We start from the raw sequence: 25768 nt of genomic DNA on the forward strand, positions 1-25768 counted from the left end.
ATTTTGGAAGTAAGGCAGCAGCTTCTGGCAACGCCGCACTGCGACCACTGGCCACCATGGGTGGTGGTTTTATCGTTCTTGCTGCAAGCCCAGCACCCGCATGGCCAAGCCGGTCAGCAACTGCGCCAAATCCTCTGGTGGCAAACGGCCGTCGGGCCGGTACCAGGTGTATAAAAAACCGGGCAAGCTGCAAGCGGCCAATGCCGTGATTTTGGTGTCTTCAAACTGCAAATCGCCCTCGGCACGCGCCTGCTCCAGCAAAGGGCAGAGTTGGTCGTAAAAACGGTTGGCCACACGCTTGCTTGCCGCCAAATACTTGGCGCTATAGACCTGCGGCTCTTTGTAGGGAAAGAACGCACAGGGGTAGTGAGCGATCGTTGCGCGCACCAGATCCCCCAGCGCTTGCTGCACTTGCTCGGCGGCGCTGCGCCCATCATTTCCGACCCCATCCAGCACGCTAAAGCAAGCGACTGTAGGTGCCCAGGACAAGGTCTCAAACAGCTCCTGCTTGTCATGGAAGTAGTAGTACACAAACGGCTTGGTCGCGCCCAACACCTGGGCGATTTGCGCAATCGTCGTGTTCGCGTAGCCCTGTTGCGCAAACAAGGTGCTGGCCGCAGCCAGAATGCGCTCGCGCTGCACGTCAGTGGCGGCATTGGGCTTGCGCTGGCGCCCGGTGTCACGCGGCACGGCTTTGCGCTGCGGTTTTTTCAGGCGTGCAGCAGCGCTGGTTTGCGCAGAAGGAGCAGCAGCTTCTTGCATAGCTAAAAACTCAAAAAAGTGGTGTAGTCAGGTGTCGCCGAAGTTATACCCATGGGTAGGATTGTTCGGGCAAACTGAAACCTTGACAAGACGAGATATCCCCCAACAAGGCCCAAACCTGCTCAAAACAGACACCAAGGAGACAAGCGTGCCTAGCAACCAGAACGTCCAAATCGCGCCCCAAATACCCTTGCAAGCACTGCACGAAGCACTGCGCAGCCATGCCCAAACCATGCCCGAGCGCACCGCGTGCATCTGGTATGGGCAGTCGATTTCATGGGCCGAGTTGGATCGTGCCAGCGATGCGTTTGCCGCCCATCTGCAGCAGCTGGGGGTTGGCAAAGGCGAGCCGGTGGTGCTGTTTCTCAATAACTGCCCGCAGTACCTGGTCGCGCACTTTGGCATCCAGAAAATAGGTGCGATCGTTTGCCCCAGTGGCCCACTGAACAAGGCCCATGAGCTGGGCTACCAAGTCAATGACCTCCAAGCCCGCGTCATGGTGGCGGCTGACAGCTTGTGGCCTGTCGTCGATGAGGTGCGCCCCAATTCCTCGCTGGAGCACGTGTTTGTCGTGCATTACGCCGACTGGCTGCCCGCCGAGCCCACACTGGACTTGCCAGCCGAATTGCAAGCCGCACGCCAGAGCCTGCGGCAAGTACCAGCAGGCACAATCGATTTCTGGGCTTCGATGCGCACCACCGCCACACCAGCGCCGGTGCACTTGGATCTCAACGATGTGGCCTTGATGACCTACACCTCAGGCACAACCGGCCTGCCCAAAGGCGCGATGCTCAGCTACCGCAATGCCGCGTTTAAAACCCAGGCCTGTGCGAGCGCCAATGGGGTTGGCAAGCAGGATGTGCTGCTGTCCATCGCGCCGCTCTACCACATCGCCGGCATGCTGATGGGCCTCAATATTCCGGTACTGACCGGTGCCACCAGCGTGCTGCTGCACCGATTTGACCCGCGTGCGGCTCTGCAAGCGATTGCCCAATACAAGGTAACCTGGTGGTACAGCATCGCCCCCATGAATGTGATGTGCATGCAGCAAAGCGATATCGCCCAGTTCGATCTCAGCAGCCTCAAGTCCAATCCGGTCACCAGTTTTGGCATTAGCTTCACCGAAGCTTTGGCCCAGCAATGGCAGACGTTTGCCACGCACTGCATTGCCCACGAAGCCGCGTACGGTCTGTCTGAGACCCATACCTGCGACACCTACATGCCAGCCGATCGGATTCGCTGGGGCTCGCAGGGTGTGGCGGTACCGGGCGTGGAAATTCGCATTCTCGATCCGGAGAGCGGCCAGGTCTTGCCCAGTCCCCAAGTCGGCGAGATCACGCTGCGCAGTGAAGGCAATTTCTGCGGCTACTGGAACAAACCCGAGGCCACGGCTGCGACCTTGCGGGATGGCTGGGTGCATACCGGCGACATGGGCTCGATCGACGAGGACGGTTACCTGCACTTCATTGGCCGCTTCAAGGAAATGATCAAAGTCTCGGGCTACAGCGTATTTCCTGAAGAAGTCGAGACCATTTTGATCAAGCACCCCGCCGTGGCCCAAGCCGCTGTGATTGCCCAGCCAGACATGGACAAAGGCGAGGTCGTCAAAGCCTTTATCGTGCGCAAGCCGGGGGCGTCTGCGAGCGAGCAAGAGATCATTGACTGGTCCCGCGAGAACATGGCGGCTTACAAAGTACCGCGCGTGCTGCGCTTTATCGACGCCCTGCCCACCACCGGCGCAGGCAAGGTGCTGCGCCGTTTGCTGCGTGACTTGTAATGCTGCCCTGCCACCTCTTGATTAGCTGAGCGAACATGATGAAAAAAATACTGATTGCCAACCGCGGCGAAATTGCCGTGCGCTTGATTCGTGGCCTGCAAGACCTGGGCGTGCACTGCGTGGCCGTGTATGCGCAAGACGACCAACAGGCACTGCATGTGCATTTGGCCGACCAGGCCATGGCACTGCCCCAGCAAGGCCCTGCTGCGTATTTGAATGCCGCGGCCATGCTGGCGATTGCACATGAAACCGGCTGCGACGGCATCCACCCAGGCTATGGCTTTTTGAGCGAACGCGCCGATTTCGCCCAGGCCTGCCACGACGCGGGACTGGTGTTCATTGGCCCGACCGTGGCCCAGTTGCAGTTGTTTGGCGACAAGGCGCGCGCGCGCGGCCTGGCCGAACAATGCCAGGTGCCGGTCATGCCAGGCACCGACCATGCAGTGAGCCTGGAGCAAGCGCGGGCCTTTTTTGAAGCCCAGGCACAGGATGGCGGCGGCATCATGCTCAAAGCCTTGGGCGGCGGTGGCGGCCGAGGCATGCGTGCTGTCACGAGTTTGGCTGATCTGGACGCGGCCTATGCGCGCTGCCAGTCCGAAGCGGAAAAAGCCTTTGGCAGCGCCGGCGTGTATGTCGAGCGTTTAATGCCCAATGCCCGCCACATTGAAATCCAAATCATTGGCGACGGCCAGCACGTCGCCAGCCTGGGCGAGCGCGAGTGCAGCCTGCAGCGGCAATTCCAAAAACTGGTGGAAATCGCCCCCAGCCCCTCACTGACACCGGCCCTGCGCCAGACGATCACGCAAGCGGCCTTGCGCATGGCCAAAGAAGTGTCTTACCAGGGGCTTGGCACGTTTGAGTTTTTGGTCGATTTGCAATCACAGCAGTTGCCTTTCGTCTTCATAGAAGCCAACCCGCGCCTGCAGGTTGAGCACACCGTGACGGAGGCCGTCACTGGCCTGGATTTGGTGGCACTGCAACTGGGCATTGCCAATGGGCAAAGCCTGGCCAGTTTAGGCCTCCGGGCCGATGCGACAGCACCTGCCGAAGGCTTTGCTGTTCAGTGGCGCATCAATGCCGAAACGCTCAACGCCCAGGGCCATGCGATGCCCAGCAGTGGCACACTGCACGTGTTTGCACCGCCCAGCGGCCCGCACACGCGCATCGACACGCACGGCTACACCGGTCTTGCGCCATCACCGCATTACGACAGCCTGCTGGCCAAACTGATCGTGCACAGCCCCAGCGCCGATTTCGACTCGGTGCTGCGCCGCTCGCTGCGCGCGCTGGCCGAGTTTCAAATCCAGGGCTTGGCCACCAATCTGCCGCTGCTGCGCGCCATAGCCATGCAACCTGCTTTTGCCAAACAGCAAGTGCATACGCGCTGGATTGAGCAAGAACTGCCTGCCCTGCTGGCAACCAGCCAAGCCCTGCCCGCCTCGCGCTGGCAGCAGCACTCTGCCAGCCATGCCTCTGCCCAAGCGCTTGGCCAACCTGCGCAAGAAGAGCCTGTTGAGGCCGGCCTGCTGGCCGTGCGCGCCCCCATGGCCGCGCGCCTGGCGCAGCAACACGTGCAAGAGGGCGATGTGGTGGCCGAAGGCGCCCCCTTGTATGTTTTGGAAGCCATGAAAATGGAGCACCTCTTGCTGGCCCCGCAGGCCGGGCGGGTGCAGCGCATTCTGGCGGAAGAAGGCTGCTATCTGGCCGATGGCCAGCTGCTGCTGCTGCTGGAGCCAGTCGATGCCAGCAGCGTGGTCGCACACCAGGAAGCGGTACCGGACCCAGAGCACATCCGCGCCGATTTGCAGCGCGTGATCGACCGGCATGCGTTCACACTGGATGCCAACCGCAGCGCCGCCGTTGACAAACGCCACGCCCAAGGCGGGCGCACAGCCCGCGAAAACATCGCCGACCTGTGCGATTTAGATAGCGCACCGGAGCACTTCATTGAATACGGCCAACTGGCGATTGCCGCGCAAACACGCCGCCGCAGTCTGGACGACTTGATTGCCAACACCCCAGCCGACGGCATGGTCACTGGCATTGGTTGCGTCAATGCCAAGGACTTTGGAGCTGAGCGCTCGCGCTGCGCGATCATGGCGTATGACTATACCGTGCTGGCCGGCACACAGGGCATGCGCAACCACCAAAAAACCGACCGTTTGTTAGCCCTTGCACACCAGCTGAAATTGCCCGTCGTGCTGTTTGCCGAAGGCGGTGGCGGGCGCCCAGGCGATACCGACATGCCCATTGTGGCAGGCCTGAACAACCACACCTTCAGCCAATACGCGGCGCTGTCTGGCAAGGTGCCAGTGGTTGGCATTGCGCACGGGCGCTGTTTTGCGGGCAACGCCGCCCTGCTGGGCTGCAGCGACGTCATCATCGCCACCAAGAGCAGCAACATAGGCATGAGCGGCCCGGCAATGATTGAAGGCGGTGGCCTGGGCCGTTTTGCGCCAGAAGAGATTGGCCCCAGCGGCGTGCAATCGGCCAATGGCGTGATTGACATACTGGTGGACGACGAAGCCCAGGCAGTCGCCGCAGCAAAACAATACCTGTCGTACTTTCAAGGCGACTTGGCCACCGCCACCAGCTGCGACCAAGGCAAGCTGCGCCACATGATTCCAGAAAACCGCCTGCGCGCCTACGAGGTGCGTGATGTGGTGCAAGGCCTGGTCGACCACGGCTCGATGCTGGAATTGCGCCGTGGCTTTGGCGCCGGCATGGTCACCGCCCTGGCCCGCATTGAAGGCAAGGCCGTGGGCATCTTGGCCAACAACCCCAAACATTTGGGCGGTGCCATCGATGTCGAAGCGGCCGACAAGGCGGCGCGCTTCATGCAGTTGTGCAATGCGCATGGCCTGCCCATTGTGGCGCTGTGCGACACGCCCGGCTTCATGGTCGGCCCCGATGTCGAAGCCCAGGCCCAGGTGCGCCATGTCAGCCGCATGTTCATGATCGCAGCCCACCTGACCGTGCCCTATTTCACCGTGGTGCTGCGCAAAGGCTACGGACTGGGCGCACAAGCCATGGCCGCGGGCGGCTTTGACGCGCCGATATTCACCGTCGCCTGGCCGACCGGCGAATTTGGTGCAATGGGCCTGGAAGGCGCTGTCAAACTGGGCTTTCGCAAAGAGCTCGAAGCCACGCCTGAAGGCCCTGAGCGCGAAGCCCTGTTCCAGCAACTGGTTGCGCGCCAGTACGCCAATGGCGAAGCCATGAACATGGCCCAAACCCTGGAGATCGACGCAGTGATCGACCCTGCCGCCACCCGCAACTGGCTGCTGCAAGGTCTGCAATCGGCACATGCGGCGCGGCAAGCGCCTAGCCCGTTTGTCGATACGTGGTAGAGCACCATGCCGCCACATGCAGGCCACGCCAAAGCTCCCGCATGGCCCATAAGGCGACTCAGGAAAATTCAGGCATTCATGCCAATCTGCGCTATGGTATGCGGAGAAAAAACAAGGACGCCCCATGAATTTCTCCCTGCTAAGCCGCTACGCCTTTCTGGCCGCCTGCATCATCGCCACCCTTGCCAGCCTGCCTTTTTTAAGCACCTACGCCATCTGGCCACTCACACTGATTGCGGGCTTGCTGAGCTTGCTGGGCCTCTATGATGTGCTGCAAAACGGGCACGCGGTGCGCCGCAACTACCCAATCCTGGGGCGTATCCGCTATTTGGTCGAAGGCATCCGTCCTGAGATTCGCCAATACCTGCTCGAATCCGACAGCGACGCCCTGCCATTCTCGCGCGCCCAGCGCTCACTGGTCTATGCACGGGCCAAAAATGAATCATCCGAAAAAGCCTTTGGCACCTTGACTGATGTGTACCAACCGGGCTTTGAATTCATCAGCCACTCCATGCGCCCAGCGCCTTTGAGCGACCCCGACAGCTTTCGCATTGGCATTGGTGGGCCACAGTGCAAACAGCCCTATTCCGCCTCGATCTTCAATATCTCGGCGATGAGTTTTGGCGCGCTGAGCGCCAATGCGATTCGGGCCCTGAACCAAGGCGCCAAACGCGGCCATTTTGCCCATGACACGGGTGAAGGCAGCATCAGCCCCTACCACCGCGAGCACGGTGGTGATTTGATTTGGGAGCTGGGCAGTGGTTACTTCGGCTGCCGCACCGAAGACGGCCGCTTTGACCCGCAACGCTTTGCCGAGCAAGCCCAGTCGCCACAGGTGCGCATGATCGAAATCAAACTCAGCCAAGGCGCCAAACCCGGCCACGGTGGCATCTTGCCCAAACACAAAGTCACGTTGGAGATTGCCAATACCCGTGGCGTGCCCATGGGCCAGGACTGTATCTCACCATCCAGCCACAGCGCCTTCACAACACCGATTGAGCTGATGCAATTCATTGCCCAATTGCGCGAACTCTCGGGCGGCAAACCCGTGGGCTTTAAGCTGTGCCTGGGCCATCCGTGGGAATTCATGGGCATTGCCAAAGCCATGCTGGAGACCGGCATCCTGCCGGACTTTATCGTCGTCGACGGCAAGGAAGGCGGCACTGGTGCGGCACCACTGGAATTCACCGACCACATGGGCGTGCCCATGCGAGAAGGCCTTTTGTTTGTGCACAACACGCTGGTTGGCCTGAATCTGCGTGACAAGATACGCATCGGTGCCAGCGGCAAAATCATCAGCGCGTTTGACATTGCCAGCGTCCTGGCCATCGGTGCCGACTGGTGCAACTCCGCACGCGGCTTCATGTTTGCCGTGGGCTGCATTCAATCGCAAAGCTGCCACACCAACAAATGCCCAACTGGCGTGGCCACACAAGATCCGTTGCGCCAGCGCGCCCTAGTCGTGCCCGACAAGGCCGATCGGGTCTACCACTTTCACCGCAACACCCTCAAAGCCCTGGCAGAAATGCTGGCTGCGGCAGGCCTCACCCATCCTTCGCAACTACAGGCCAGGCATGTGGTGCGCCGTGTGTCTGGGGCCGAGATCATGCTGTTCTCACAATTGCATGTATTTCTCAAACCCGGCGAGCTGCTCAGCGGTGAAATCGAAGGCGAGTTTTACTCCCGCATGTGGGCGATGGCACGCGCCGATAGCTTTGAGCCCAATGGCGAAGAAACTGGCAATGAGTGCTATGCGTAAGAGCCTGTTCAGCCCACCACAGGCAAGCTAATGCCCATGGCGGTACCAAGTCACACACGGGCCGCCTTGCATAGCATGCGGCAAACAAGGGCATTGGCTTATCTCAGAACAACCGTGGGCCTGCACAGCCCAGTCGCTGCAACACTCACACTGCGCCCTGCGCATTGACATACAACGCATACAGCGAATGGCTGGAAGCCATATACAACCGATTGCGTTTCGGCCCGCCAAAGGCCACATTGGCACAGCGCTCCGGCAAACGAATAAAACCAATCGCCTGGCCTTCGGGGTTGAAGATTTTTACACCGTCAAACTCCTCAGGGCTGCCATTGAGCGGGTAGGCTTGCATGTTGCCGCCGATGTCCTCTTTTTGTGTGCCAATGGATGCGTTGTGGCCCCAACCACACCAGAGATTGCCGTACTGGTCTACGCGAAAGCCATCTGGCGCTGCGCCCTCACCAGCATCAATGAATTTGGTTTTATTAGCCACACTCTGGCCATTCTCGACCACATCAAAACGCCAAATACTGTTGTGGGGGTTGTCGTGCGACTCCACCACATAGAGCTTGTCTTCTTGCGGCGAAAATGCCAAGCCATTGGGATTGACGATGTCGGTAATCACTGCCGTGATCTCGCCCTGCGGATCAATGCGGTAGACATTCGTGGTCTCTTGCTCCGGACTGGCGCTGCGCCCTTCCCACTCGCCACTGATGCCAAACACCGGGTCGGTGAACCAGATACTGCCATCAGAGCGCACCACTACATCGTTGGGTGAGTTCAAACGCTTGCCATTGAAAGCGTCGGCCAAAACGGTTGTGCTGCCATCCTCCTCTGTGCGCACAACACGGCGGGTCAAATGCTCGCAAGTGATCAGCCGGCCTTGCTGATCCACCGTGTTGCCATTGCTGTAATTGGCATTGTCTTTATAGACCTGGAACTCGCCACTGCGCTCGTCATACGCCATCAGGCGATTATTGGGAATGTCACTGAGCACCAGTTTTTGAGTGCTGGGCAAATACACCGGGCCTTCTGCCCAGCGCATCCCCGTCCCCAGCTGCTCGAGCGTGCTGTTGAAAAGGCGCAGTTTTTCAAAGCTGGGATCGAGCACGTATACCGCAGGATCTGGATAGCGTTGGTTCGGGGTGAATGAAAAGCTCTGGGCCAGTGCTTGGACCCCACTGATACTCGCAAGGCCAAGACCTGCAGCTTGAAGCAGACGACGACGATTGAATTCAACACGCACCACAGCGACTCCTATCTATAAAGTAAACAAATAAAACAATCAAGTCAAAAACAGGCAGCACAAAGAAGTGACAGGCACACCCCCCATTAGTTGCCCTGCATTTGTTATCTTTTCTTAATCTCTGGCGTCGGCATTGATGCGGGCTGTAGCAACGGTCGCTCAAGCTGCCCGCACAAACTGGGCGATAGCGCTCACACATAGGCAAGAACATCCAGGATGAGGCCGCAGTGCGCTGCCCAATCGCTGGCCTCAGCTTGACACTGATTGGGGACTGGCGCTACCAGACCACCTGGCTTACCCTCAATGCAGGGTCTAATGGCCGTTGCTGCGCCTACCAGGGCCACAGAGCCCTAAGTGCCTGTTCACAATCTCCGCACAGCCGCGCAAGGCACAAAAAAAGAGGCAGTGCGGCGTTACCCGTTGCGCGCATACAGACGTATACGCTGCAACAGACAGCTTGCACTGCCTCTTTTCTGTACCCTGTTCGACTGTAAAAATTACAAACAGGTGCTTAGAAACAGGTTCTTAGAACTTATGCACAATGCCTACGCCGTAAGTATTGCCTTTGGGAGTTGGCATGCGCTCGCCGGTCGTGGAGTTGGTCGTGCCATTGAGCAACTGGCCACTGTCGTTCATACGGCCATATGCGGCATACAGCCGCGTGCGGCTGGAAAACTTGTAATTGCCAAACAATTCATACGCCGTGGCTTTTTTATAGGAAGGGTTAGAGCTGTTGGTCAAGCGAGCACCCTGCAAACCGACGGTAAAGCTGCCAAAGGGCACGGCAGCGCCAAGGCCAAAGCCCCTGCCAGCCAGCTCGGTCTCGCGCTGTTTAAACAGGCCACTGACCTCCACAACCTTGAAGTCGTATTTGGCAGCCAGGGTGTAGCCAGTGCGGTTGCCTGGCTCGCTGCTGACCTTCGCTTGAACGGCTGCCCCGAGCATCAAACCGCCATTGGAATAGCGTCCTGAGACTTGGAGAAAGTCCTTATTGGGCGAGCCGCCACGGTTCTCCTTGAACACATAGCCCACGCGCGCATCGAAGCCACCGAACTTCGGTGTCGAATACTGAATCTGGCTGTTTTGACGCGAACTTCCCCCCAGGCTGCCATTGGCTGCAAGCCCCAAATTTCTCAGCGCAGACGAACCTTCTGCAGAGTCATTCAGATCAAAAATGGCGATATTGCGCGCCTCTGGCGTGCTGCTGCGGCCCATCGTCAAGGCGCCGAATGCGCCACTGAGCCCCACCCATGCTTGGCGATTGAAACCGCCATTGCCAGCCACTGCGCCACTGCCCAAATCGATCACCCCGGACTCGAAATGAAAGTCCGCCTTCAAACCACCCCCCAAATCCTCACTGCCGCGCAGGCCCCAGCGCGACACCCCGGTGTAGCTGGAAATAAAGCCAACATCGTTCATCGTGTAGCGCTGCCCCAGCCCCGCATCCAATTCGCCGTAAAGCACGACATTCGACTGCGCGGGCGCATGGCCTAATACAGCGCCAAGCACAATAGCAGCGCTCCATACTTGCTTCATAGTGGACTCTCCAAACAGATCTCTACCTCCCCGTTGTGTGCGTGGGGAGGCTTATGTTGAGACAAGCAAAGAACTCAACCTCTTCTTTGCAACGTAGCCGCAGCTGGTCTCGTCTGCCCAATAAGGCCATTGGACTCCCAGTCATGCAGTGAGATGGATTGGAGCGCCAAAACATGACAAGTTGAAGATTTATTTGCGCCAAATCGCCAGTAAGCGACACTGGAGACACTAGTCCACATTTGAAACCTCTGCTGGGACAATCTGAAGTGTTATCAAATAGTTAGATGTCTGGCCTGCCCTACTGGCCAAGCGCGCAAGTACGCAAGTACTCTGTATTTATTAGGCCCCAAACAAGCGCGACTTCAACTGATTCAACTTATCCCGCAAAGCCGCAGCCTGTTCGAACTCCAGATTGCGCGCATGTTCGAGCATTTGCTTCTCGATGCGTTTGATCTCGCGTGAGGCTTCTTTCTCGGTCATCTCCAGCAGCTCGACTTCGTAGGCCTCGTTCTGCACCTGCGTTTCTTTTTCGCGGCTGGCTTTTTCGCTGTAGACACCGTCGATCAGGTCGCGCACTTGTTTTTTGATCGTGCGTGGGGTGATGCCGTGTTCTGCGTTGTGGGCGATTTGCTTGTCGCGGCGGCGCTGGGTTTCGCCCATGGCTTTGCGCATCGATTCGGTGATGCGGTCGGCGTACAAGATGGCTTTGCCCTTGGCATTGCGGGCGGCGCGGCCGATGGTTTGGATCAGGCTGCGTTCGGCGCGCAAAAAGCCTTCCTTGTCGGCGTCCAGAATGGCGACCAGTGACACCTCGGGAATGTCCAGGCCTTCGCGCAATAAGTTGATGCCCACCAACACATCGAAGGTGCCCAGGCGCAAATCACGGATGATTTCGACACGCTCAACGGTGTCTACATCGCTGTGCAAGTAGCGTACTTTGACGCCGTTTTCGGTCAGGTATTCGGTCAATTGCTCGGCCATGCGCTTGGTCAAGGTCGTGATCAATACGCGGTCGCCCTGCTCGGTGCGGTGGCGGATTTCCTGCAGTACATCGTCGACCTGGTTGGTCGCTGGGCGCACTTCGACTTCGGGGTCAAGCAAGCCGGTGGGCCGCACGATTTGTTCGACCACGTTGCTGGCGTGTTCCTGCTCGTAGGCCGCTGGCGTGGCCGAGACAAACACGACCTGGCGCATGCGTTCTTCAAATTCGGCAAATTTCAAAGGCCGGTTGTCCAATGCCGAGGGCAGGCGGAAGCCGTATTCGACCAGGGTCATTTTGCGCGCCCGGTCGCCGTTGTACATGGCGTTGAGCTGGCCAATCATTTGATGGCTTTCGTCCAGGAACATCAGCGCATCAGGCGGCAGGTAATCGGTCAAGGTCGCTGGTGGCTCGCCGGGCAGACTGCCTGATAAGTGGCGGCTGTAGTTTTCAATGCCTTTGCAGTGCCCGACTTCGCTGAGCATTTCCAGATCAAAGCGGGTGCGTTGCTCCAACCGCTGGGCTTCCACCAGCTTACCCATGCCGGTGAGCTCGGCCAGGCGCTCGCGCAACTCAGCCTTGATGGTTTCGACCGCTTGCAGCACTTTTTCACGCGGCGTGGCGTAGTGGCTGCTGGGGTAGACGACAAAGCGCGGCACTTTCTGGATGATTTTGCCGGTCAGCGGGTCAAACAGTTGCAGGGACTCGACTTCGTCGTCAAACAGCTCGATGCGCAACGCCAGCTCGGAGTTTTCAGACGGGAACACATCAATTGTGTCGCCCCGCACGCGGAAGGTGCCGCGCGCAAAGTCCATGTCGTTGCGGGTGTACTGCATGCGCACCAACTGGGCGATCAGATCGCGCTGGTTGGCGAGACCTCCATTGCGCAAGATCAGCCGCATTTGCATGTAGTCTTCCGGCGCGCCAATGCCGTAGATGGCTGAGACGGTGGCCACAATCACCACATCGCGGCGCTCCAGTACGCTTTTGGTGGCCGAGAGCCGCATTTGCTCAATCTGCTCGTTGATCGCACTGTCTTTTTCAATGAACAGATCGCGCTGCGGCACATAGGCTTCGGGCTGGTAGTAGTCGTAGTAGCTGACGAAGTACTCGACTGCATTCTTTGGAAAGAACTCGCGAAACTCGCTATAGAGCTGCGCGGCCAAAGTTTTATTGGGAGCGAACACAATGGCCGGTCGCCCCAGCCGGGCAATCGTATTGGCCATCGTGAAGGTTTTGCCAGAGCCCGTCACGCCCAGCAGGGTTTGAAAGACCTCGCCGTTTTCCACGCCTTCGACCAAACCGGCAATCGCGGTCGGCTGGTCGCCTGCGGGCGGGTATGGCTGGTACAGCTCAAAGGGCGAGTTCTCAAAACTCACAAACTGACCGGCGGGCTCGGAAGACGCCAGAGTGGGCGCAATATCGTTTGGCATGTCTGTCATACGGCACGTGAAAAGCAACCCACCACTGTAACGCATGGACAAAGACGCTGCCAAGCCAAGGCTGCCTATGATGGAGGGCCCCCGAAGCTGCCCAGCAAGCTCAAATAGGACCAGTCAAGCCGACTTTTTTGCGCCTCATGTGCACGATGTGGCTACGCAAAGCGTTATTGGGCCGCTGCAAAAGACTTTTCATTGAGGGGAACAGGCCTTAGGAGTGGCTGTTTCGGCAACTGCGCCATGGTTTTCCCACACACGCTCGGATGAAAGTTCTACAATCTTGCACGTCTAGGGTCAACCCTTGGGACACCCCTTGATAAAACCGTTTGGATTTTTGATTTTTTAAACCCATCTAGGACGTTTCATGTCACTGTTTTCCGCCGTCGAACTGGCCCCACGCGACCCCATCTTGGGCCTGAACGAACAATTTGCCGCAGACACCAACCCAAACAAGGTGAACTTGGGTGTAGGCGTGTATTTCGACGAAAACGGCAAACTGCCCCTGCTGCAAGCAGTACAAAAAGCAGAGGCTGCATTGCAAGCCAACCCTAAAGCCCGTGGCTACCTGCCAATTGACGGCCTGGCCACCTACGACCAAGGCGTCAAAGAGCTGGTGTTTGGCAAAACCTCTGAGCCAGTCACCTCGGGCCGCATCGCCACGATTCAAGCCATCGGTGGCACGGGCGGCCTGAAAGTCGGCGCCGACTTCCTGCACAATCTCAACCCTGCTGCCAAAGTGTTGATCTCCAACCCAAGCTGGGAAAACCACCGTGCAATTTTCCAAAAGGCTGGTTTTGAAGTGGGCACTTACGCTTACTACGACGCAGCGACCCGCAGCATCGACTTCAATGGCCTGCTGGCGGACCTGAACGCGGCTGCTGCTGGCACCGTCGTGGTCCTGCACGCTTGCTGCCACAACCCAACCGGCTACGACCTGAATGAAGCCCAGTGGGACCAGATCATTGCGGTTGTCAAAGCCAAGAGCCTGACCCCATTCCTGGACATGGCCTACCAAGGTTTCTCCCAAGGTTTGGCAGAAGACGGCGCCGTGATCGGTAAATTCATCGCCGCTGACCTGACTTTCCTGGTTTCTACATCGTTCTCCAAAAGCTTTAGCCTGTACGGCGAGCGTGTCGGTGCATTGTCGGTTGTGACCCAAGACAAAGAAGAAGCTGCACGCGTTTTGAGCCAGTTGAAAGCGACCATCCGCACCAACTACTCCAACCCACCTACACACGGTGCAGCGGTGGTTGCTCACGTGCTGGGCAACGACGAGCTGCGCGCTCTGTGGGAAAAAGAGCTGGGCGAGATGCGCGTGCGCATCAAAGCCATGCGCCACAAACTGGTCGAAGGCCTCAAAGCCGCAGGCGTGACACAAGACGTGTCCTACATCACCACCCAAATCGGCATGTTCAGCTACTCGGGCCTGAGTAAAGAGCAAATGGTGCGCCTGCGCAACGAATTTGGCGTGTACGGCACCGACAGCGGCCGTATTTGCGTGGCTGCTTTGAACGAACACAACGTGACCTACGTGGCCAATTCAATTGCCAAAGTGATGTAAATGCACGACTCGTGCATGGAAGCGTCCATGCATTGAAACAATTGAAAATAAAGCGCCTACCCAAAGTAAGGCGCTTTTTTTATGCCTTGAACCGGGCAATCGCCGCTGCTCTGCGGCATCTTGCGCCTAACAGACCACCTGCCACTTTTGGTGACAATTTCGTCATCAAAGAGGTCACAAGCCCCTCTATTCTTTTTGTCTGACACTTCTCACTGTGCCGCTCACGAAAAACGTATCAAGGCAATACCCTAGGAATCAACAACACCAATATGACAACACGTCAATACTTACAACTATTTATTTAAATCCATTTCAATTAATCGATATCTAACAGCCTGTTCAAAGTCTCCACGCAGACCGCGTTGGAGGCCAAAGGGATACGATGCGCGGCAAAAACCGCAGTCGGGCTATCTGCCCGGCGAGGATTTTTAACAAGGCAGCGTGCCTTTTGGGCGCCAACCCGAAGGGCAAGGCATCGGTTCGCATTGCTTCTACACGTAGAAATGCAAAAGAGCNTCGGTTCGCATTGCTTCTACACGTAGAAATGCAAAAGAGCCTATCTATTTCATTGGGCTTGGAGAATTGCCACAGGCAACGCCAATGCATCGGATGCAACAGCCATGGATGGCGTTGATATCGAATGGGATCATGCGAGTGCAAGCAGTAGCAAAAACGGCGCTTTAGGCTTTAGAAATGGTGAATGGTTTCGGCTTGGCAATGCCGCCCAACAGCAATGTCGCACCATCTTTGACAAGCAACCACATTATGGGCAAAGCAATTGATATGACCATTCTGTGGACGGGAGAAATGACAGTCAATGACAAAGCTGGAAACAGCACCAAAGTTCAGTTCAGCACAAACGTCAATACCAACACCCAGCTACACAAAGTAGGGGCAAGCTATGGCGTTTATAAACTCACATCAGACGCGCCTCATTGGTCGCATAACGGGCGGTGAGCATGCCCCATTCTTTTTATCTGCTATTGGCATCAATCTCAATACTAGGCATATCGGCATGCAGCCCCATCAATACACAACCAGTATCAACACTGCAAAGCTCCGCTGAAGCGGAAAGTGAATCGATTGGCTGGACTGTCGCGGCATGCCTAGCCATCAAAAACGCCAGCCTGCAGCCCAACCAGACCATTTGGTGGCTTGAAGCGAACCAGAGCGGTGCTGCACGAGCGCTCACGGTGGTGATGCCATCCAGTGATCCTGCAGTATGTCCCGCACTATCGCCCGATAGGGCCGAGACGAACCACGCAAATGGCTATTCTTTCTATGAAGTAGCAAGTAACCAGGCATTGGATTTAGGCATTGCTTTTGTCGAGCAGGCCGCAAGCGCGCAATATGCGGCCACCTCTTGTGTGACCTCCGAAGGTATTGCTTTTGACGCGCAACCTCTTCCTGGCGCGCAACAACAAGCATGGCGTGGCTATTACTACCTGGGCTATGACACAGAAAACACCTGCGTTGAATAAGTCAGGCATGGCCTGCATGCAGGCCATGCAGGCTCGCGGTCTTGCATCAAACATAGTATCCGTATACTCAATGCCAGACCGCGTCGGCTGTCATACCCGATTCTGAAAACACAGAGCCAGCGCAATCACTCTTAGTGACAATACCGTCATCAAACTGCCATCGCCCTCCTTCATGATTTTCGGCTGACACCACAGCCGACTTTTGGGAAAAAACCGATGCTAACTCGATGGATGAAACACTCTGCTCACACAGCCGCAATGGTAATGGGTCTTGGCCTTGGCACCGCTGCCCAAGCCCAAACCGAACTGAGCTGGTGGCATGGCATGACAGGCGCTAATATCGAAATGGTCAATGCGATTGCCAAAGAGTTCAACGACAGCCAAAGCGCTTACAAGGTCGTGCCTGTGCATAAAGGCACTTACCCCGAAACACTCAATGCAGGCATTGCCGCCTTTCGTGCCAAACAACCGCCCGCCATGATCCAGGTGTTTGATGCCGGCAGCGGCGTGATGATGGCCGCCGAAGGCGTGATAGTGCCCGCCCAGGAGGTGCTGAAAAAAGGCGGCTTTAGCTTCGACAAATCACAGTACCTGCCGGGCATCGTGGCTTACTACTCCAAGCCCGATGGCACGATGTTGTCCTTTCCGTACAACTCTTCCTCGCCCATCCTGTACTACAACAAGGACGTCTTCAAAAAAGCCGGATTAGACGAAAGCCAAGCACCCCGAACCTGGCCCGAAGTGTTTGAGGCAGCCAGACAAATCAAGGCCAGTGGCGCATCGAACTGCGGTTTGACCTCCACTTGGCTCACCTGGATTCACACCGAGAACTTCGCAGCCTGGAACAATGTGCCCTATGGCACGCTGGACAACGGTTTGGCTGGCACGCAGGTCGAGCTGAAAATCAACGCGCCAATTTACGTCCAGCATTTCCAAGCGATTGCCGATTTGGCCAAAGACGGCAACTTCCGCTATGGCGGCCGCACCTCAGAGGCCAATCAGCTCTTTACTTCAGGCGAATGTGCGATGCTGACCGAGTCCTCGGGCGTGCTGGGCGACATGGTGCAGTCAGGCCTGAACTTTGGCACGGGCCAACTGCCTTACTACGAAGACCATGGCCCGCAAAACACCATCCCTGGTGGCGCAAGTTTGTGGGTGTTCAATGGCTTGAGCGAGAACCAGTACAAGGGCATTGCGCAGTTTTTCAATTTCCTGTCGCAACCCCCCACGCAGCAAAAGCTGCACCAGGAATCAGGCTACCTGCCTGTGACCATGGCAGCCTACGAAGCGGCGAAGCAATCGGGCTACTACGCCAACAACCCTGGCCGAGAAACCCCCATTTTGCAAATGATGGGCAAAGCCCCAACTGCGAACTCCAAGGGCGTGCGCCTTGTGAACCAGCCGCAGGTGCGCGATATCCTCAACGAAGAATTTGAAGCCATGCTGGCCGGCCGTCAAAACGCCCAAGCCACGCTGGACAAGGCCGTGCAGCGCGCCAACCAAGCAATTGCAGCCGCCGCACGGTAATGCGCCCCACCAGCGGCCTTGGCGCCGCTAGCATCACCCCACGCGGACCACGCACTCAGGGCCAGCCGCCCTGCTCCAAAGCCTCGACGGCAGTGCCCAACGCAGGAACACTCCCCAGTGCAAAAAGTCACGTTTCCCCACCAGCTATTGCCTTATGTGCTGTTGGCACCACAAGTGCTGCTGACGCTGGTGTTTTTTATTTGGCCCGCAGGCCAGGCGGTTTACCAGTCTTTTCTGCGTGAAGACCCGTTTGGCTTGCAATCGACCTTTGTCGGCCTGGCCAATTACAGCCAGGTCTTGTCAGACCCGAATTACCTGCACTCGGTGCGGGTGACCATGGTGTTCAACCTGCTCACGGCCGTAATAGCGATGGGCCTGGCTTTGTTGCTGGCTTTAGCGGCTGAGCGCGTTGTGCGCGGCAAGCGGATCTACCGCACCCTGCTGATCTGGCCGTATGCGGTCGCCCCTGCAGTAGCCGGCATGCTGTGGTTGTTCATGTTCAATCCGGCCATGGGCTCGCTGGCCTACCTGCTACGCAGCTGCGGTGTGGCCTGGGATCCACTGCTCAACGCCAACCAAGCCATGGCGATGGTGGTGGCTGCTGCCGCATGGAAACAAGTGTCCTACAACTTCTTGTTTTTTGTCGCCGGGCTGCAAGCCATTCCACAAGCACTGCTGGAAGCTGCGGCCATCGATGGCGCCAGCGGTGCACGGCGCTTTTGGACCATGGTATTTCCGCTGCTCGCACCCACCACGTTCTTCTTGCTTGTGATCAACACCGTGTACGCATTTTTTGACACTTTCGGCATTATTTACACCGTCACTGGCGGCGGCCCTGCAAAAGCCACCGAAACCTTGGTCTACAAAGCCTTCAGCGATGGCTTTGTCCATTTGAATCTGGGCTCTTCTGCCGCGCAATCGGTGATTCTGATGGCCGTCGTGATTGCCTTGACGATTCTGCAGTTTCGCTACATCGACCGGCGCGTGCACTATGCCTGAGCGCAAGCGAAAGGATTGGCATGACTGAAAAACGCCCCCTGGCCAGCGCATTGAGCCCCTTGGCCTTGGCCATTGGCATTGTGGTGTTGGCATTTCCGCTGTACTACACGTTTGTGGCCTCCAGTCTCAGCACTGCAGACATCATGCGCCCACCAATGCAGCTGCTGCCAGGCGATCAATTGCTCGCCAACTACCGCGAAGCAATTGATGGTGGCGTGGAGCGCGCCGTCGGTGTCAGCCTAGAGCGGCTGCTGTGGAATTCATTGGTAGTGGCCATGCTGATCGCACTGGGAAAAATCATCGTGTCATTTCTATCGGCCTTTGCCGTGGTGTTTTTCCGCTTTCCGCTGCGCCTGTTCTTTTTCTGGCTGATCTTCATCACCTTGATGCTGCCAGTTGAAGTGCGCATTGTGCCCACCTACCAGGTCATGGTCGATTTAGGACTGCTTGACAGCTATGCAGGCCTGACGCTACCGCTGATGGCCTCGGCCACTGCCACATTGTTGTTTCGGCAGTTTTTCCTCACCATTCCGAACGAATTGGTGGAGGCGGCCAGACTGGACAACGCCGGGCCGCTGCGCTTTATGCGAGACATCGTGCTGCCCTTGTCCAAAACCAATATCGCAGCGCTATTTGTGATTTTGTTTATTTACGGCTGGACCCAGTATTTGTGGCCACTGCTGGTCACGAATGACGCGCAGATGAACACCATCATCGTCGGTCTGGCCCGCATGGTCGATTACACCAATGCCGCAACACGCTGGAATTACGTGATGGTCACTGCTGTGTTGGCCATTGTGCCGCCAGTGATGGTCGTCGTGCTGATGCAGCGCTGGTTTGTCAAAGGCCTGGTAGAAGGAGAGAAATAATGAGCGCAATCATCCTCAACAAAGTGCGCAAAAACTATGGCGGCGATGTAGATGCAATCCATAGCGTCTCGCTCAGCATTGCGCCGGGCGAGTTTCTGGTCTTGGTCGGCCCATCGGGCTGCGGCAAATCCACACTGCTGCGCATGATTGCCGGACTGGAGTCGTGCACAGGCGGCACGATCCGGATCGGTGAGCGCATCGTCAATGAGGTAGCGCCTGCCGAGCGTGATATTGCGATGGTGTTCCAAAACTACGCGCTGTACCCACATATGTCCGTGCGTGAGAATTTGGCCTACGGCCTGAAAAATCGCAAAACGCCCAAAGCAGACATTGAAAAGCGCATTGCCCAAGCCGCCAAGGCGTTGGAGATCGAGCCATTTTTAGAGCGCAAACCGCGCCAGCTCTCAGGTGGCCAGCGCCAGCGCGTGGCCATGGGCCGCGCGATTGTGCGCAAGCCTGCGGCGTTTTTATTTGACGAGCCGCTGTCAAATTTGGATGCGAAGCTGCGGGTGCAAATGCGCGTGGAAATCAAACGTCTGCAACGCGCATTGGGCACGACCAGTGTCTACGTGACGCACGACCAGATGGAAGCCATGACCATGGCCGACCGCCTGGTCGTCTTGAATGCTGGACGCATTGAGCAGGTCGGCACACCGATTGCGCTGTATGAACAACCTGCCTCGACCTTTGTGGCCAGCTTCATTGGCTCGCCCGCGATGAATTTGCTGGCGAGCGACCAGCAAGCCCACTGGCAGGCGGGGGACGCGCTGCAATTGCCCAGCGAGCCGCACACGGTCGGCGTGCGGCCTGAACACCTGCATACTCTGGCTCCCGGCCAGCCACCAGCAAGCGGTTTTAACGCGACCGTGCGCATTGAAGCGATCGAGCTGGTGGGTGCAGAAAGCTATTTGCACTGCGCATTGGCCAATGGCCATGCATTAGTGGTTCGAGTCCCTGGCCGCGCTACACATCCGATCGATGCCTTCATTCAACTGGGGGCAGCCGCCACGGACGTACATCTATTCGGTGCGGATGGCCGCCGTTTAGAGCGGCTAACCTCCCCCAGCAAACCGAAGGTTTGCGCTTGAGACCAGGCGCGAAACCGCAGACAGTACGGGTAGTACGACAAGGTTTTTCAACGACGTATCAAGGGTTGTGATCGCTGCTCTTGGTGCTGTGATGGGTCTGCCCAACACCATGCCCTTGCCGTGTCCCACAAAAAAGCCAGACCGCTGTCTGGCTTTAGAGAGCACACTCACACCGCATCCAAGATGCCCCAGGCATGCTTTGCAAGGCGCTCACTCGCAAGGCCTCGCTCCTGCGTTAGTCATCGCGCTTTTCACGCAACACCACACCACTGTGTGGATCAATGCGCAACTCCACGCGTTGGCCTGCAGCGTTCGTGGCATCGGCCTCCCAGCGGCCATCGTCAAACTCCAGATCATGGATGCGGCTATAACCGCTCGCTTCCAAGGCGCTGCGCACTTGGGCTGCGCTCAGGTAGTCGTTGCCCACGCCTGGAGTCGCACTCCCCAAACCGTCAACCACTTCGCTCAATACCGCCAGCGTGATTGGGTGCAAAGTCAAATCCACGTCAAAGCCAGCTTGGTTGTATGCTTCGGCCTCCCAAAAGCCGTCGTCGAACTTGACATCATGCACGCGCTGGTAACCCAACTGCTGCACATGCTGCGCAACCTGTTGTGCAGTCGCCATGTTGTGCTGGTTGTCAGGGCGGCCCACTTCCAGCAATTGGTCATTGGCATCGACCAGCAAATTGACACGAACGCCATCGTGGGTCGTGGCTTTGGCTGTCCACAAGCCATGTTCGCGCTTGAGCTTGTCAATCGACACATAGCCGTGGGCGTTGATCACATCGACCGCTTGTTGGGCCGTATCAGCGGCCATGCTGCTGCCTGCCCAGCTCAGCGACGTTGCCAGCACAATTGCGGCAAAAGGCTTGAGGGTTGTGCGTTTGCTCAAAGATTGCAGTGTTTGCTTCGTAGTCATCACATCGCTCCTGGTGTTGGATTAAAAACGTGATGCAGTATTCCAAAGCCTGCTTAAACGAAGTCTGAAGCCGCTGTTCATGCTTTGTTTAAGATCAAAGCCTGACAATGGCTCATTCATGAAAGCCTTCTTCCACCCCACTGTGATTGCCGCCGCCCTCTGCCTTGGCCTGACGGGCTTGGCCGCCAGCGTCCATGCCGATGAGCAGCGCACGGTGCGCCAGGCGGTCTCCAGTGGGCAGTATCTGCCCTTGGCCGACATTTTGAAAATTGTCGAACAGCATGTGCCTGGCCGGGTGCTGGAGGTTGACCTGGAGTCTGACCGCGTGCATGGCGCTTTGTACGAAGTCGACGTGCTGGACAGCAATAACCGCAAACGCGAGGTCAAGGTGCACGCCGAAACCGGGCGCTTGTTGGAGATGGACGATGTGCCCGTGGTTTCCCAACCCATGCTGGCGCTGCCAGCATTACTGCGCCAGATACTGGCGCAATATCCCGGCCATATTGAAGACGTGGAGCTGGAATCAGGCCGCAACCGCTTGGCCGTCTACGAAATCAAACTGATACAAACCAATGGCCAGCGTTTGGAGCTGGTGGTTGATGCCAGTACCGGCGAGATTCTGCAGGGCGCGCCCAAGGTCGAATCGGCCGTGCAATCGATGATGGCCTTGCCCGATATCTTGGACCTGCTGCTGGCCCAATACCCTGGCGTGGTGCTGGAAGCAGAGTTGGAGCGCGAGCGCCACCGCAGCAACAATGCTTGGTATTATGAAATCGACATCCGCATGGACGATGGCCGTCAGATCGAGTTGCACGTTGACAGCCACACCGGCCAAGTCCTGCGCGAAAAAACCAAAGATTAACCCCTTTACTCCGGGCCGCTGGTGCATCGCATGCACCCAGGCGACCTGCTGCCCCCATGCGCATTTTGCTCGTTGAAGACGACACCCAGTTGGCCTGCAGCCTGCAAGCTTTGCTGCAAGAAGCTGGCTTTGTCGTAGACATGGCCGCCGATGGCCATGACGCCATCTTTGTCGGCGAGACCGAAAGCTACGACGCAGCAGTGCTGGATCTTGGCCTGCCCGGCCAGGACGGCATTTCAGTGCTGCGCCACTGGCGCGAGCATGGCCGGCATTTTCCGGTGCTGATCCTGACTGGACGCAGCCGCTGGAGTGACAAGTTGGCTGGCTTCCAAGCCGGTGCTGACGACTACCTCACCAAGCCCTTTATGCACGAAGAGGTAGCACTGCGCCTGCACGCGCTGCTGCGCCGCAGCCACCAGGGCTCAGGCGATGCGGTGCTCACGGTTGGAGACTTGCGCTACGACCCGATCAACCAGCGCTTTAGCCTGGCCGACAAGCCGATTGCACTGACCGCACAAGAGCACAAAATCCTGGCCTATTTGATGCACCGGCCAGGTGCGACCGTGACACGCACGGAAATCAGCGAACATGTGTATTCGCGTGATCTGGATCCGGACTCGAACTCCGTCGATGTGCTGATTGGCCGCATCCGCCGCAAAATTGGCAGCGAACGCATTGCAACCCAGCGGGGTCTGGGCTTTCGACTCTGCGCTCCAGCAGCCAATTGAGCATGGCCTACACCCCATCGCGAAAATTAGGACTGACCAGCCGACTGCTGCTGCTGGGCTTGGTGCCGGGCATTGTGCTGAGCCTGGCGCTGGGCTGGTTGCTCGACAGCAGCATCCAAGCCAGCTTGTATGGCGGTCTGGCCCAACGCCTCAATGAACGCGCTGACCGCATCCAGGCCAATATGTCACTCAGCCCAGCCGGGCAATGGCGCTACGAGCCTGGTCGCAGCAGCGATGAATTCAGCCATATTTTCTCTGGCTGGTACTGGGTCTTGCAAACGCCCGATCAGCAGTTGGTCTCGCGCTCGCTGTGGGATGCGAGCTTGCGCAACCCAAGCAGCACAAACGATGGCATGCTGCTGACCAATACCGATCCCAGAGACAGGCCCTTGATGGGCATTGAGCGCAGCATCGCGCTCGATGGCATACACACAGCCAAACTGTATGTCTATGCGCTGGAAGACGAAGTGCATGTGGATCTCAGCCGCATTCGCCGCATTTTGTGGCTGGCCTTGAGCGCGCTGCTGCTGTGTATGGCTGTCGCCACCTTCATCCAGGTGCGCGTGGGCTTGCAGCCCTTGCAACTGCTGCGCCAGCGTTTGACTCGCTTGCATGCCACCGACAGCGGCACGTCCCAGGCCACGCATTTAGGCACCGGCTATGGGCCAGACCTGGACCCTCTGGCTGTCGAAGTCGATGCCCTACTGGAGCGCAATGCCCGCATGGTCGCGCGTGGCCGCGCGCATGCGGCCGATTTAAGCCATGCCTTGAAAACCCCGCTGGCACGCCTGAATGCCGAAGCGGGCCGCGCAGCGCAGGTACCGAGCCATTTGGTGCAGGAACAGGTGCAAAGCATCAACGGTTTGATTGAGCGCCATCTAAGCCGCACCAGTGCCGCAGGCGACCAGGCGCCGCCGCTGCAAAAAGCCGTCAACCTGCAAAGCGTGGCCACGCAACTGGTGCAGTTGATGCAGCATATTCACCCCGAACGCAGCTTGGACTGGCAAGTGCACATTCCCCGCACGCTGCACTGGCGCGGCGACCGTTCGGACTTGGAGGAAATGCTGGGCAATCTGCTGGACAACGCCAGCAAATGGGCCAAGCAGCAAGTGTGCCTTGAGGCCCGACTGCTACCGGGCAGCAGCCCAGCGGCACGCGGCCAGATTGCCATCACGGTTACAGACGACGGCCCTGGCATTGCCGAGCACCAGCTGAGCCAAGCTGGCCAGCGCGGTGAACGCTTTGACCAGAACACGCCTGGCACCGGTTTGGGCTTGTCGATTGTGGCTGACATCGCCCACACCTGGAATGGTACTTTGCAACTCAGCGCCAGCCCCTTAGGGGGTTTGCAAGCGCAGATCACGCTGCCAGCGTGAATCCCCTATCCGGCAACGGATCACCCCGAAAAACAGACGGCATAGCAATTGATACGGCCTGAAAATCTTGGTTAAAAGTCAGCGGCTGTTCGCTCGGATGCACCGCCGCAGCCGCCTACAACAGCGGCCAATCATGGCCATGCGTCGGATGGGCTTGTTGCATCAGCGTGCCCAATTGCTGCACTTGATGCACTTGATGCAGGCATCGAAAATACCTGCTCCAGCGCCTTGGCCGAGGCAGCTTGCATCCACTGCGATGCCTCACACCAAGCCGGCCCAGCCTGGCCAGCTGGCAAATACATTGCCACGTATCATCATGGACAATGGGGGTGGGTGTCGCTGACAGAAATTAAAACAATCACCCTGCATTGCTCACGCCCGACGTCCCCAATGCATGATGCCCATGCCAGTAATGGCCAAAGCACCGCCGATCAACAGCGATGCATCCATGTGCTCACTGAGCCATAGGTTTGAAAACAGCACGCCAAAAATTGGCACCAAGGTGATGTAGGCGGCAGCGGCGCTGGCGCCCAAGGTTTTCACACCATCCAAAAACCACGCATAGCCGAGCACCGTTGCCCCCAACGCCATGCCAAACACCGACAGCCAGGTGCTGGGTGCGGCTTGCTGCAAACTGTGCCAGGCGCTCGCGCCTTCAAACACCCAACTGGCGCCCAGCAACATGACGGCGCCCATCACAGCGGTCAATGTGGTCATCGTCAGTGCATCGACCCCTTGCAGCCTGCGGCCAATCAAGGTGTAAGCGACCCAGCAGCCGACACAGCCCAGCACAATCAATTCGCCCGCGCCAACACTGCCGCTGAGCAACGCCCATGGTGCGCCGCCACTGATGGCCATCGCAGCACCGACAATCGCCAGCACCATGCCGCAAACAATCACCCAATTGAGTTTTTCATGGAAAAAGAGCGCGGCCAGCAACAAGGTCGCAGCAGGGTTGAGTGTGATCACCATCGCCGCACGGCCCGCTGGCAGGTGCTGCAAGCCAAGCATGAACGAGACGGAATAGCCAAAAATACCAGTGGCCGCAGCCAGCACCAACCACCCCCATTGCGCAGCAGCGATGTGCTTTACACGCTGGGCTCCGCCCACCGACAGCCACCACAGCAGCAGCAAGACACTGGCCATGACAAAGCGCAAACTAGCGCCCAACAAGGGCGGCACGCTCAAGGCGACAATGCGACCCATCGGCCAGGAGGCCCCCCACAGCGCGGCCATGCCCAATAAGCGCAGATGGATGCCCGAGCGGGCAGAGAGAGAAGCCAGTGGTGTCTGAGTCATGGTGGTTGCCGCAGCGGCTTGGGCTACTGGGCCAATCGGTGGGTGGTGGTTGTCAACGCAAAACGATTAGGAGAGCTACTACTGGCAGCTGCTGTGCAGCTGCGGTAAATTGTTGTTCTAATGGCTTTACGCGGCCCGAATTGTCCTCCTAAAGCGCCTCTGATGTGCAACCTGTGGCGAAAAGACCATTGTTAATATGCAGAGCCTCTGCATC

The 25768-nt window shown here is 57.8% G+C and carries 19 protein-coding genes; 13 read left to right on the forward strand and 6 right to left on the reverse strand.

Annotated elements, in window-relative coordinates; genetic code table 11:
- Nucleotides 1-69: 69 nt before the first annotated feature.
- Entirely contained in the window at nt 70-762 is a 693-nt protein-coding gene (locus tag E8K88_RS11630; protein ID WP_136406839.1) for a TetR/AcrR family transcriptional regulator, read from the reverse strand.
- A gap of 172 nt (nt 763-934) precedes the next feature.
- On the opposite strand from E8K88_RS11630, the gene E8K88_RS11635 reads away from it, so the two are divergent.
- From E8K88_RS11635 to E8K88_RS11645, 3 genes are all read left to right on the forward strand, one after another.
- A complete protein-coding gene (locus E8K88_RS11635) occupies nt 935-2539 on the forward strand; it encodes an AMP-binding protein (RefSeq protein ID WP_420813572.1) in 1605 nt (534 codons plus the stop codon).
- A gap of 35 nt (nt 2540-2574) precedes the next feature.
- Nucleotides 2575-5889 carry a carboxyl transferase domain-containing protein gene (locus E8K88_RS11640; protein WP_136406841.1) on the forward strand — a complete coding sequence of 1105 codons (3315 nt, stop codon included), beginning with the start codon at nt 2575-2577 and terminating at the stop codon, nt 5887-5889.
- Nucleotides 5890-6025: 136 nt separating this feature from the next.
- Entirely contained in the window at nt 6026-7648 is a 1623-nt protein-coding gene (locus tag E8K88_RS11645) for an FMN-binding glutamate synthase family protein (protein WP_420813573.1), read from the forward strand.
- 145 nt (nt 7649-7793) lie between these two features.
- On the opposite strand, the gene E8K88_RS11650 is transcribed toward E8K88_RS11645, so the two are convergent.
- The 3 genes from E8K88_RS11650 to uvrB form a co-directional block, all read right to left on the reverse strand.
- Nucleotides 7794-8891 carry an SMP-30/gluconolactonase/LRE family protein gene (locus E8K88_RS11650; protein ID WP_136406843.1) on the reverse strand — a complete coding sequence of 366 codons (1098 nt, stop codon included), beginning with the start codon at nt 8889-8891 and terminating at the stop codon, nt 7794-7796.
- 525 nt (nt 8892-9416) lie between these two features.
- Entirely contained in the window at nt 9417-10427 is a 1011-nt protein-coding gene (locus tag E8K88_RS11655; protein ID WP_136406844.1) for a porin, read from the reverse strand.
- A gap of 339 nt (nt 10428-10766) precedes the next feature.
- Entirely contained in the window at nt 10767-12839 is a 2073-nt protein-coding gene (gene uvrB, locus E8K88_RS11660; RefSeq protein ID WP_136406845.1) for an excinuclease ABC subunit UvrB, read from the reverse strand.
- 370 nt (nt 12840-13209) lie between these two features.
- On the opposite strand from uvrB, the gene E8K88_RS11665 reads away from it, so the two are divergent.
- The 7 genes from E8K88_RS11665 (at nt 13210) to E8K88_RS11695 (ending at nt 20370) form a co-directional block, all read left to right on the forward strand.
- On the forward strand, nt 13210-14406 hold the full coding sequence (locus E8K88_RS11665) for an amino acid aminotransferase (protein ID WP_136406846.1): 1197 nt from the start codon (nt 13210-13212) through the stop codon (nt 14404-14406).
- A gap of 693 nt (nt 14407-15099) precedes the next feature.
- The gene (locus E8K88_RS11670) at nt 15100-15363 is read left to right on the forward strand and encodes a hypothetical protein (RefSeq protein ID WP_136406847.1); all 264 of its coding nucleotides are present in this window, start codon (nt 15100-15102) and stop codon (nt 15361-15363) included.
- Nucleotides 15364-15365: 2 nt separating this feature from the next.
- Nucleotides 15366-15887 carry a hypothetical protein gene (locus E8K88_RS11675; protein ID WP_136406848.1) on the forward strand — a complete coding sequence of 174 codons (522 nt, stop codon included), beginning with the start codon at nt 15366-15368 and terminating at the stop codon, nt 15885-15887.
- Between the two features lie 231 nt (nt 15888-16118).
- Complete coding sequence (ugpB, locus tag E8K88_RS11680; RefSeq protein WP_136406849.1) at nt 16119-17414, forward strand: sn-glycerol-3-phosphate ABC transporter substrate-binding protein UgpB; 1296 nt, start codon at nt 16119-16121, stop codon at nt 17412-17414.
- A gap of 117 nt (nt 17415-17531) precedes the next feature.
- Nucleotides 17532-18413, forward strand: coding sequence for a sn-glycerol-3-phosphate ABC transporter permease UgpA (gene ugpA, locus E8K88_RS11685; protein WP_136406850.1), 882 nt, complete (start codon nt 17532-17534; stop codon nt 18411-18413).
- A gap of 20 nt (nt 18414-18433) precedes the next feature.
- A complete protein-coding gene (gene ugpE, locus E8K88_RS11690; protein WP_136406851.1) occupies nt 18434-19282 on the forward strand; it encodes a sn-glycerol-3-phosphate ABC transporter permease UgpE in 849 nt (282 codons plus the stop codon).
- On the forward strand, nt 19282-20370 hold the full coding sequence (locus E8K88_RS11695) for a sn-glycerol-3-phosphate import ATP-binding protein UgpC (protein ID WP_136406852.1): 1089 nt from the start codon (nt 19282-19284) through the stop codon (nt 20368-20370). Before ugpE ends, E8K88_RS11695 begins: the two co-directional genes overlap by 1 nt.
- Nucleotides 20371-20605: 235 nt before the next feature.
- Here E8K88_RS11695 and E8K88_RS11700 read toward each other — a convergent pair whose 3' ends face one another.
- A complete protein-coding gene (locus E8K88_RS11700; RefSeq protein ID WP_136406853.1) occupies nt 20606-21289 on the reverse strand; it encodes a PepSY domain-containing protein in 684 nt (227 codons plus the stop codon).
- Nucleotides 21290-21407: 118 nt separating this feature from the next.
- On the opposite strand from E8K88_RS11700, the gene E8K88_RS11705 reads away from it, so the two are divergent.
- The 3 genes from E8K88_RS11705 to E8K88_RS11715 are packed head-to-tail and all read left to right on the forward strand — an operon-like array spanning nt 21408 to nt 24255.
- Nucleotides 21408-22151, forward strand: a complete 744-nt coding sequence (locus E8K88_RS11705) for a PepSY domain-containing protein (RefSeq protein WP_168797317.1) — start codon at nt 21408-21410, stop codon at nt 22149-22151.
- 56 nt (nt 22152-22207) lie between these two features.
- Nucleotides 22208-22879, forward strand: a complete 672-nt coding sequence (locus E8K88_RS11710) for a response regulator transcription factor (RefSeq protein ID WP_136406855.1) — start codon at nt 22208-22210, stop codon at nt 22877-22879.
- A gap of 2 nt (nt 22880-22881) precedes the next feature.
- Entirely contained in the window at nt 22882-24255 is a 1374-nt protein-coding gene (locus tag E8K88_RS11715; protein WP_136406856.1) for a sensor histidine kinase, read from the forward strand.
- Between the two features lie 372 nt (nt 24256-24627).
- Here E8K88_RS11715 and E8K88_RS11720 read toward each other — a convergent pair whose 3' ends face one another.
- On the reverse strand, nt 24628-25554 hold the full coding sequence (locus tag E8K88_RS11720; RefSeq protein ID WP_136406857.1) for a DMT family transporter: 927 nt from the start codon (nt 25552-25554) through the stop codon (nt 24628-24630).
- Nucleotides 25555-25768: the final 214 nt, after the last annotated feature.

The organism is Lampropedia aestuarii (genome assembly GCF_004803635.1).
Taxonomy (GTDB): Bacteria; Pseudomonadota; Gammaproteobacteria; order Burkholderiales; family Burkholderiaceae_C; genus Lampropedia; species Lampropedia aestuarii.

Excerpts from the sequence above, each read along its gene's own strand:
- E8K88_RS11715 (WP_136406856.1), top strand. The coding sequence starts at position 22,882 with ATGGCCTACACCCCATCGCGAAAATTAGGACTGACCAGCCGACTGCTG.
- E8K88_RS11720 (WP_136406857.1), bottom strand. The coding sequence starts at position 25,554 with ATGACTCAGACACCACTGGCTTCTCTCTCTGCCCGCTCGGGCATCCAT.
- E8K88_RS11630 (WP_136406839.1), bottom strand. The coding sequence starts at position 762 with ATGCAAGAAGCTGCTGCTCCTTCTGCGCAAACCAGCGCTGCTGCACGC.
- E8K88_RS11695 (WP_136406852.1), top strand. The coding sequence starts at position 19,282 with ATGAGCGCAATCATCCTCAACAAAGTGCGCAAAAACTATGGCGGCGAT.
- ugpB (WP_136406849.1), top strand. The coding sequence starts at position 16,119 with ATGAAACACTCTGCTCACACAGCCGCAATGGTAATGGGTCTTGGCCTT.
- E8K88_RS11710 (WP_136406855.1), top strand. The coding sequence starts at position 22,208 with ATGCGCATTTTGCTCGTTGAAGACGACACCCAGTTGGCCTGCAGCCTG.
- ugpE (WP_136406851.1), top strand. The coding sequence starts at position 18,434 with ATGACTGAAAAACGCCCCCTGGCCAGCGCATTGAGCCCCTTGGCCTTG.
- E8K88_RS11705 (WP_168797317.1), top strand. The coding sequence starts at position 21,408 with ATGAAAGCCTTCTTCCACCCCACTGTGATTGCCGCCGCCCTCTGCCTT.
- E8K88_RS11655 (WP_136406844.1), bottom strand. The coding sequence starts at position 10,427 with ATGAAGCAAGTATGGAGCGCTGCTATTGTGCTTGGCGCTGTATTAGGC.
- E8K88_RS11675 (WP_136406848.1), top strand. The coding sequence starts at position 15,366 with ATGCCCCATTCTTTTTATCTGCTATTGGCATCAATCTCAATACTAGGC.
- uvrB (WP_136406845.1), bottom strand. The coding sequence starts at position 12,839 with ATGCCAAACGATATTGCGCCCACTCTGGCGTCTTCCGAGCCCGCCGGT.
- E8K88_RS11640 (WP_136406841.1), top strand. The coding sequence starts at position 2,575 with ATGATGAAAAAAATACTGATTGCCAACCGCGGCGAAATTGCCGTGCGC.
- E8K88_RS11700 (WP_136406853.1), bottom strand. The coding sequence starts at position 21,289 with ATGACTACGAAGCAAACACTGCAATCTTTGAGCAAACGCACAACCCTC.
- E8K88_RS11670 (WP_136406847.1), top strand. The coding sequence starts at position 15,100 with ATGGTGAATGGTTTCGGCTTGGCAATGCCGCCCAACAGCAATGTCGCA.
- E8K88_RS11665 (WP_136406846.1), top strand. The coding sequence starts at position 13,210 with ATGTCACTGTTTTCCGCCGTCGAACTGGCCCCACGCGACCCCATCTTG.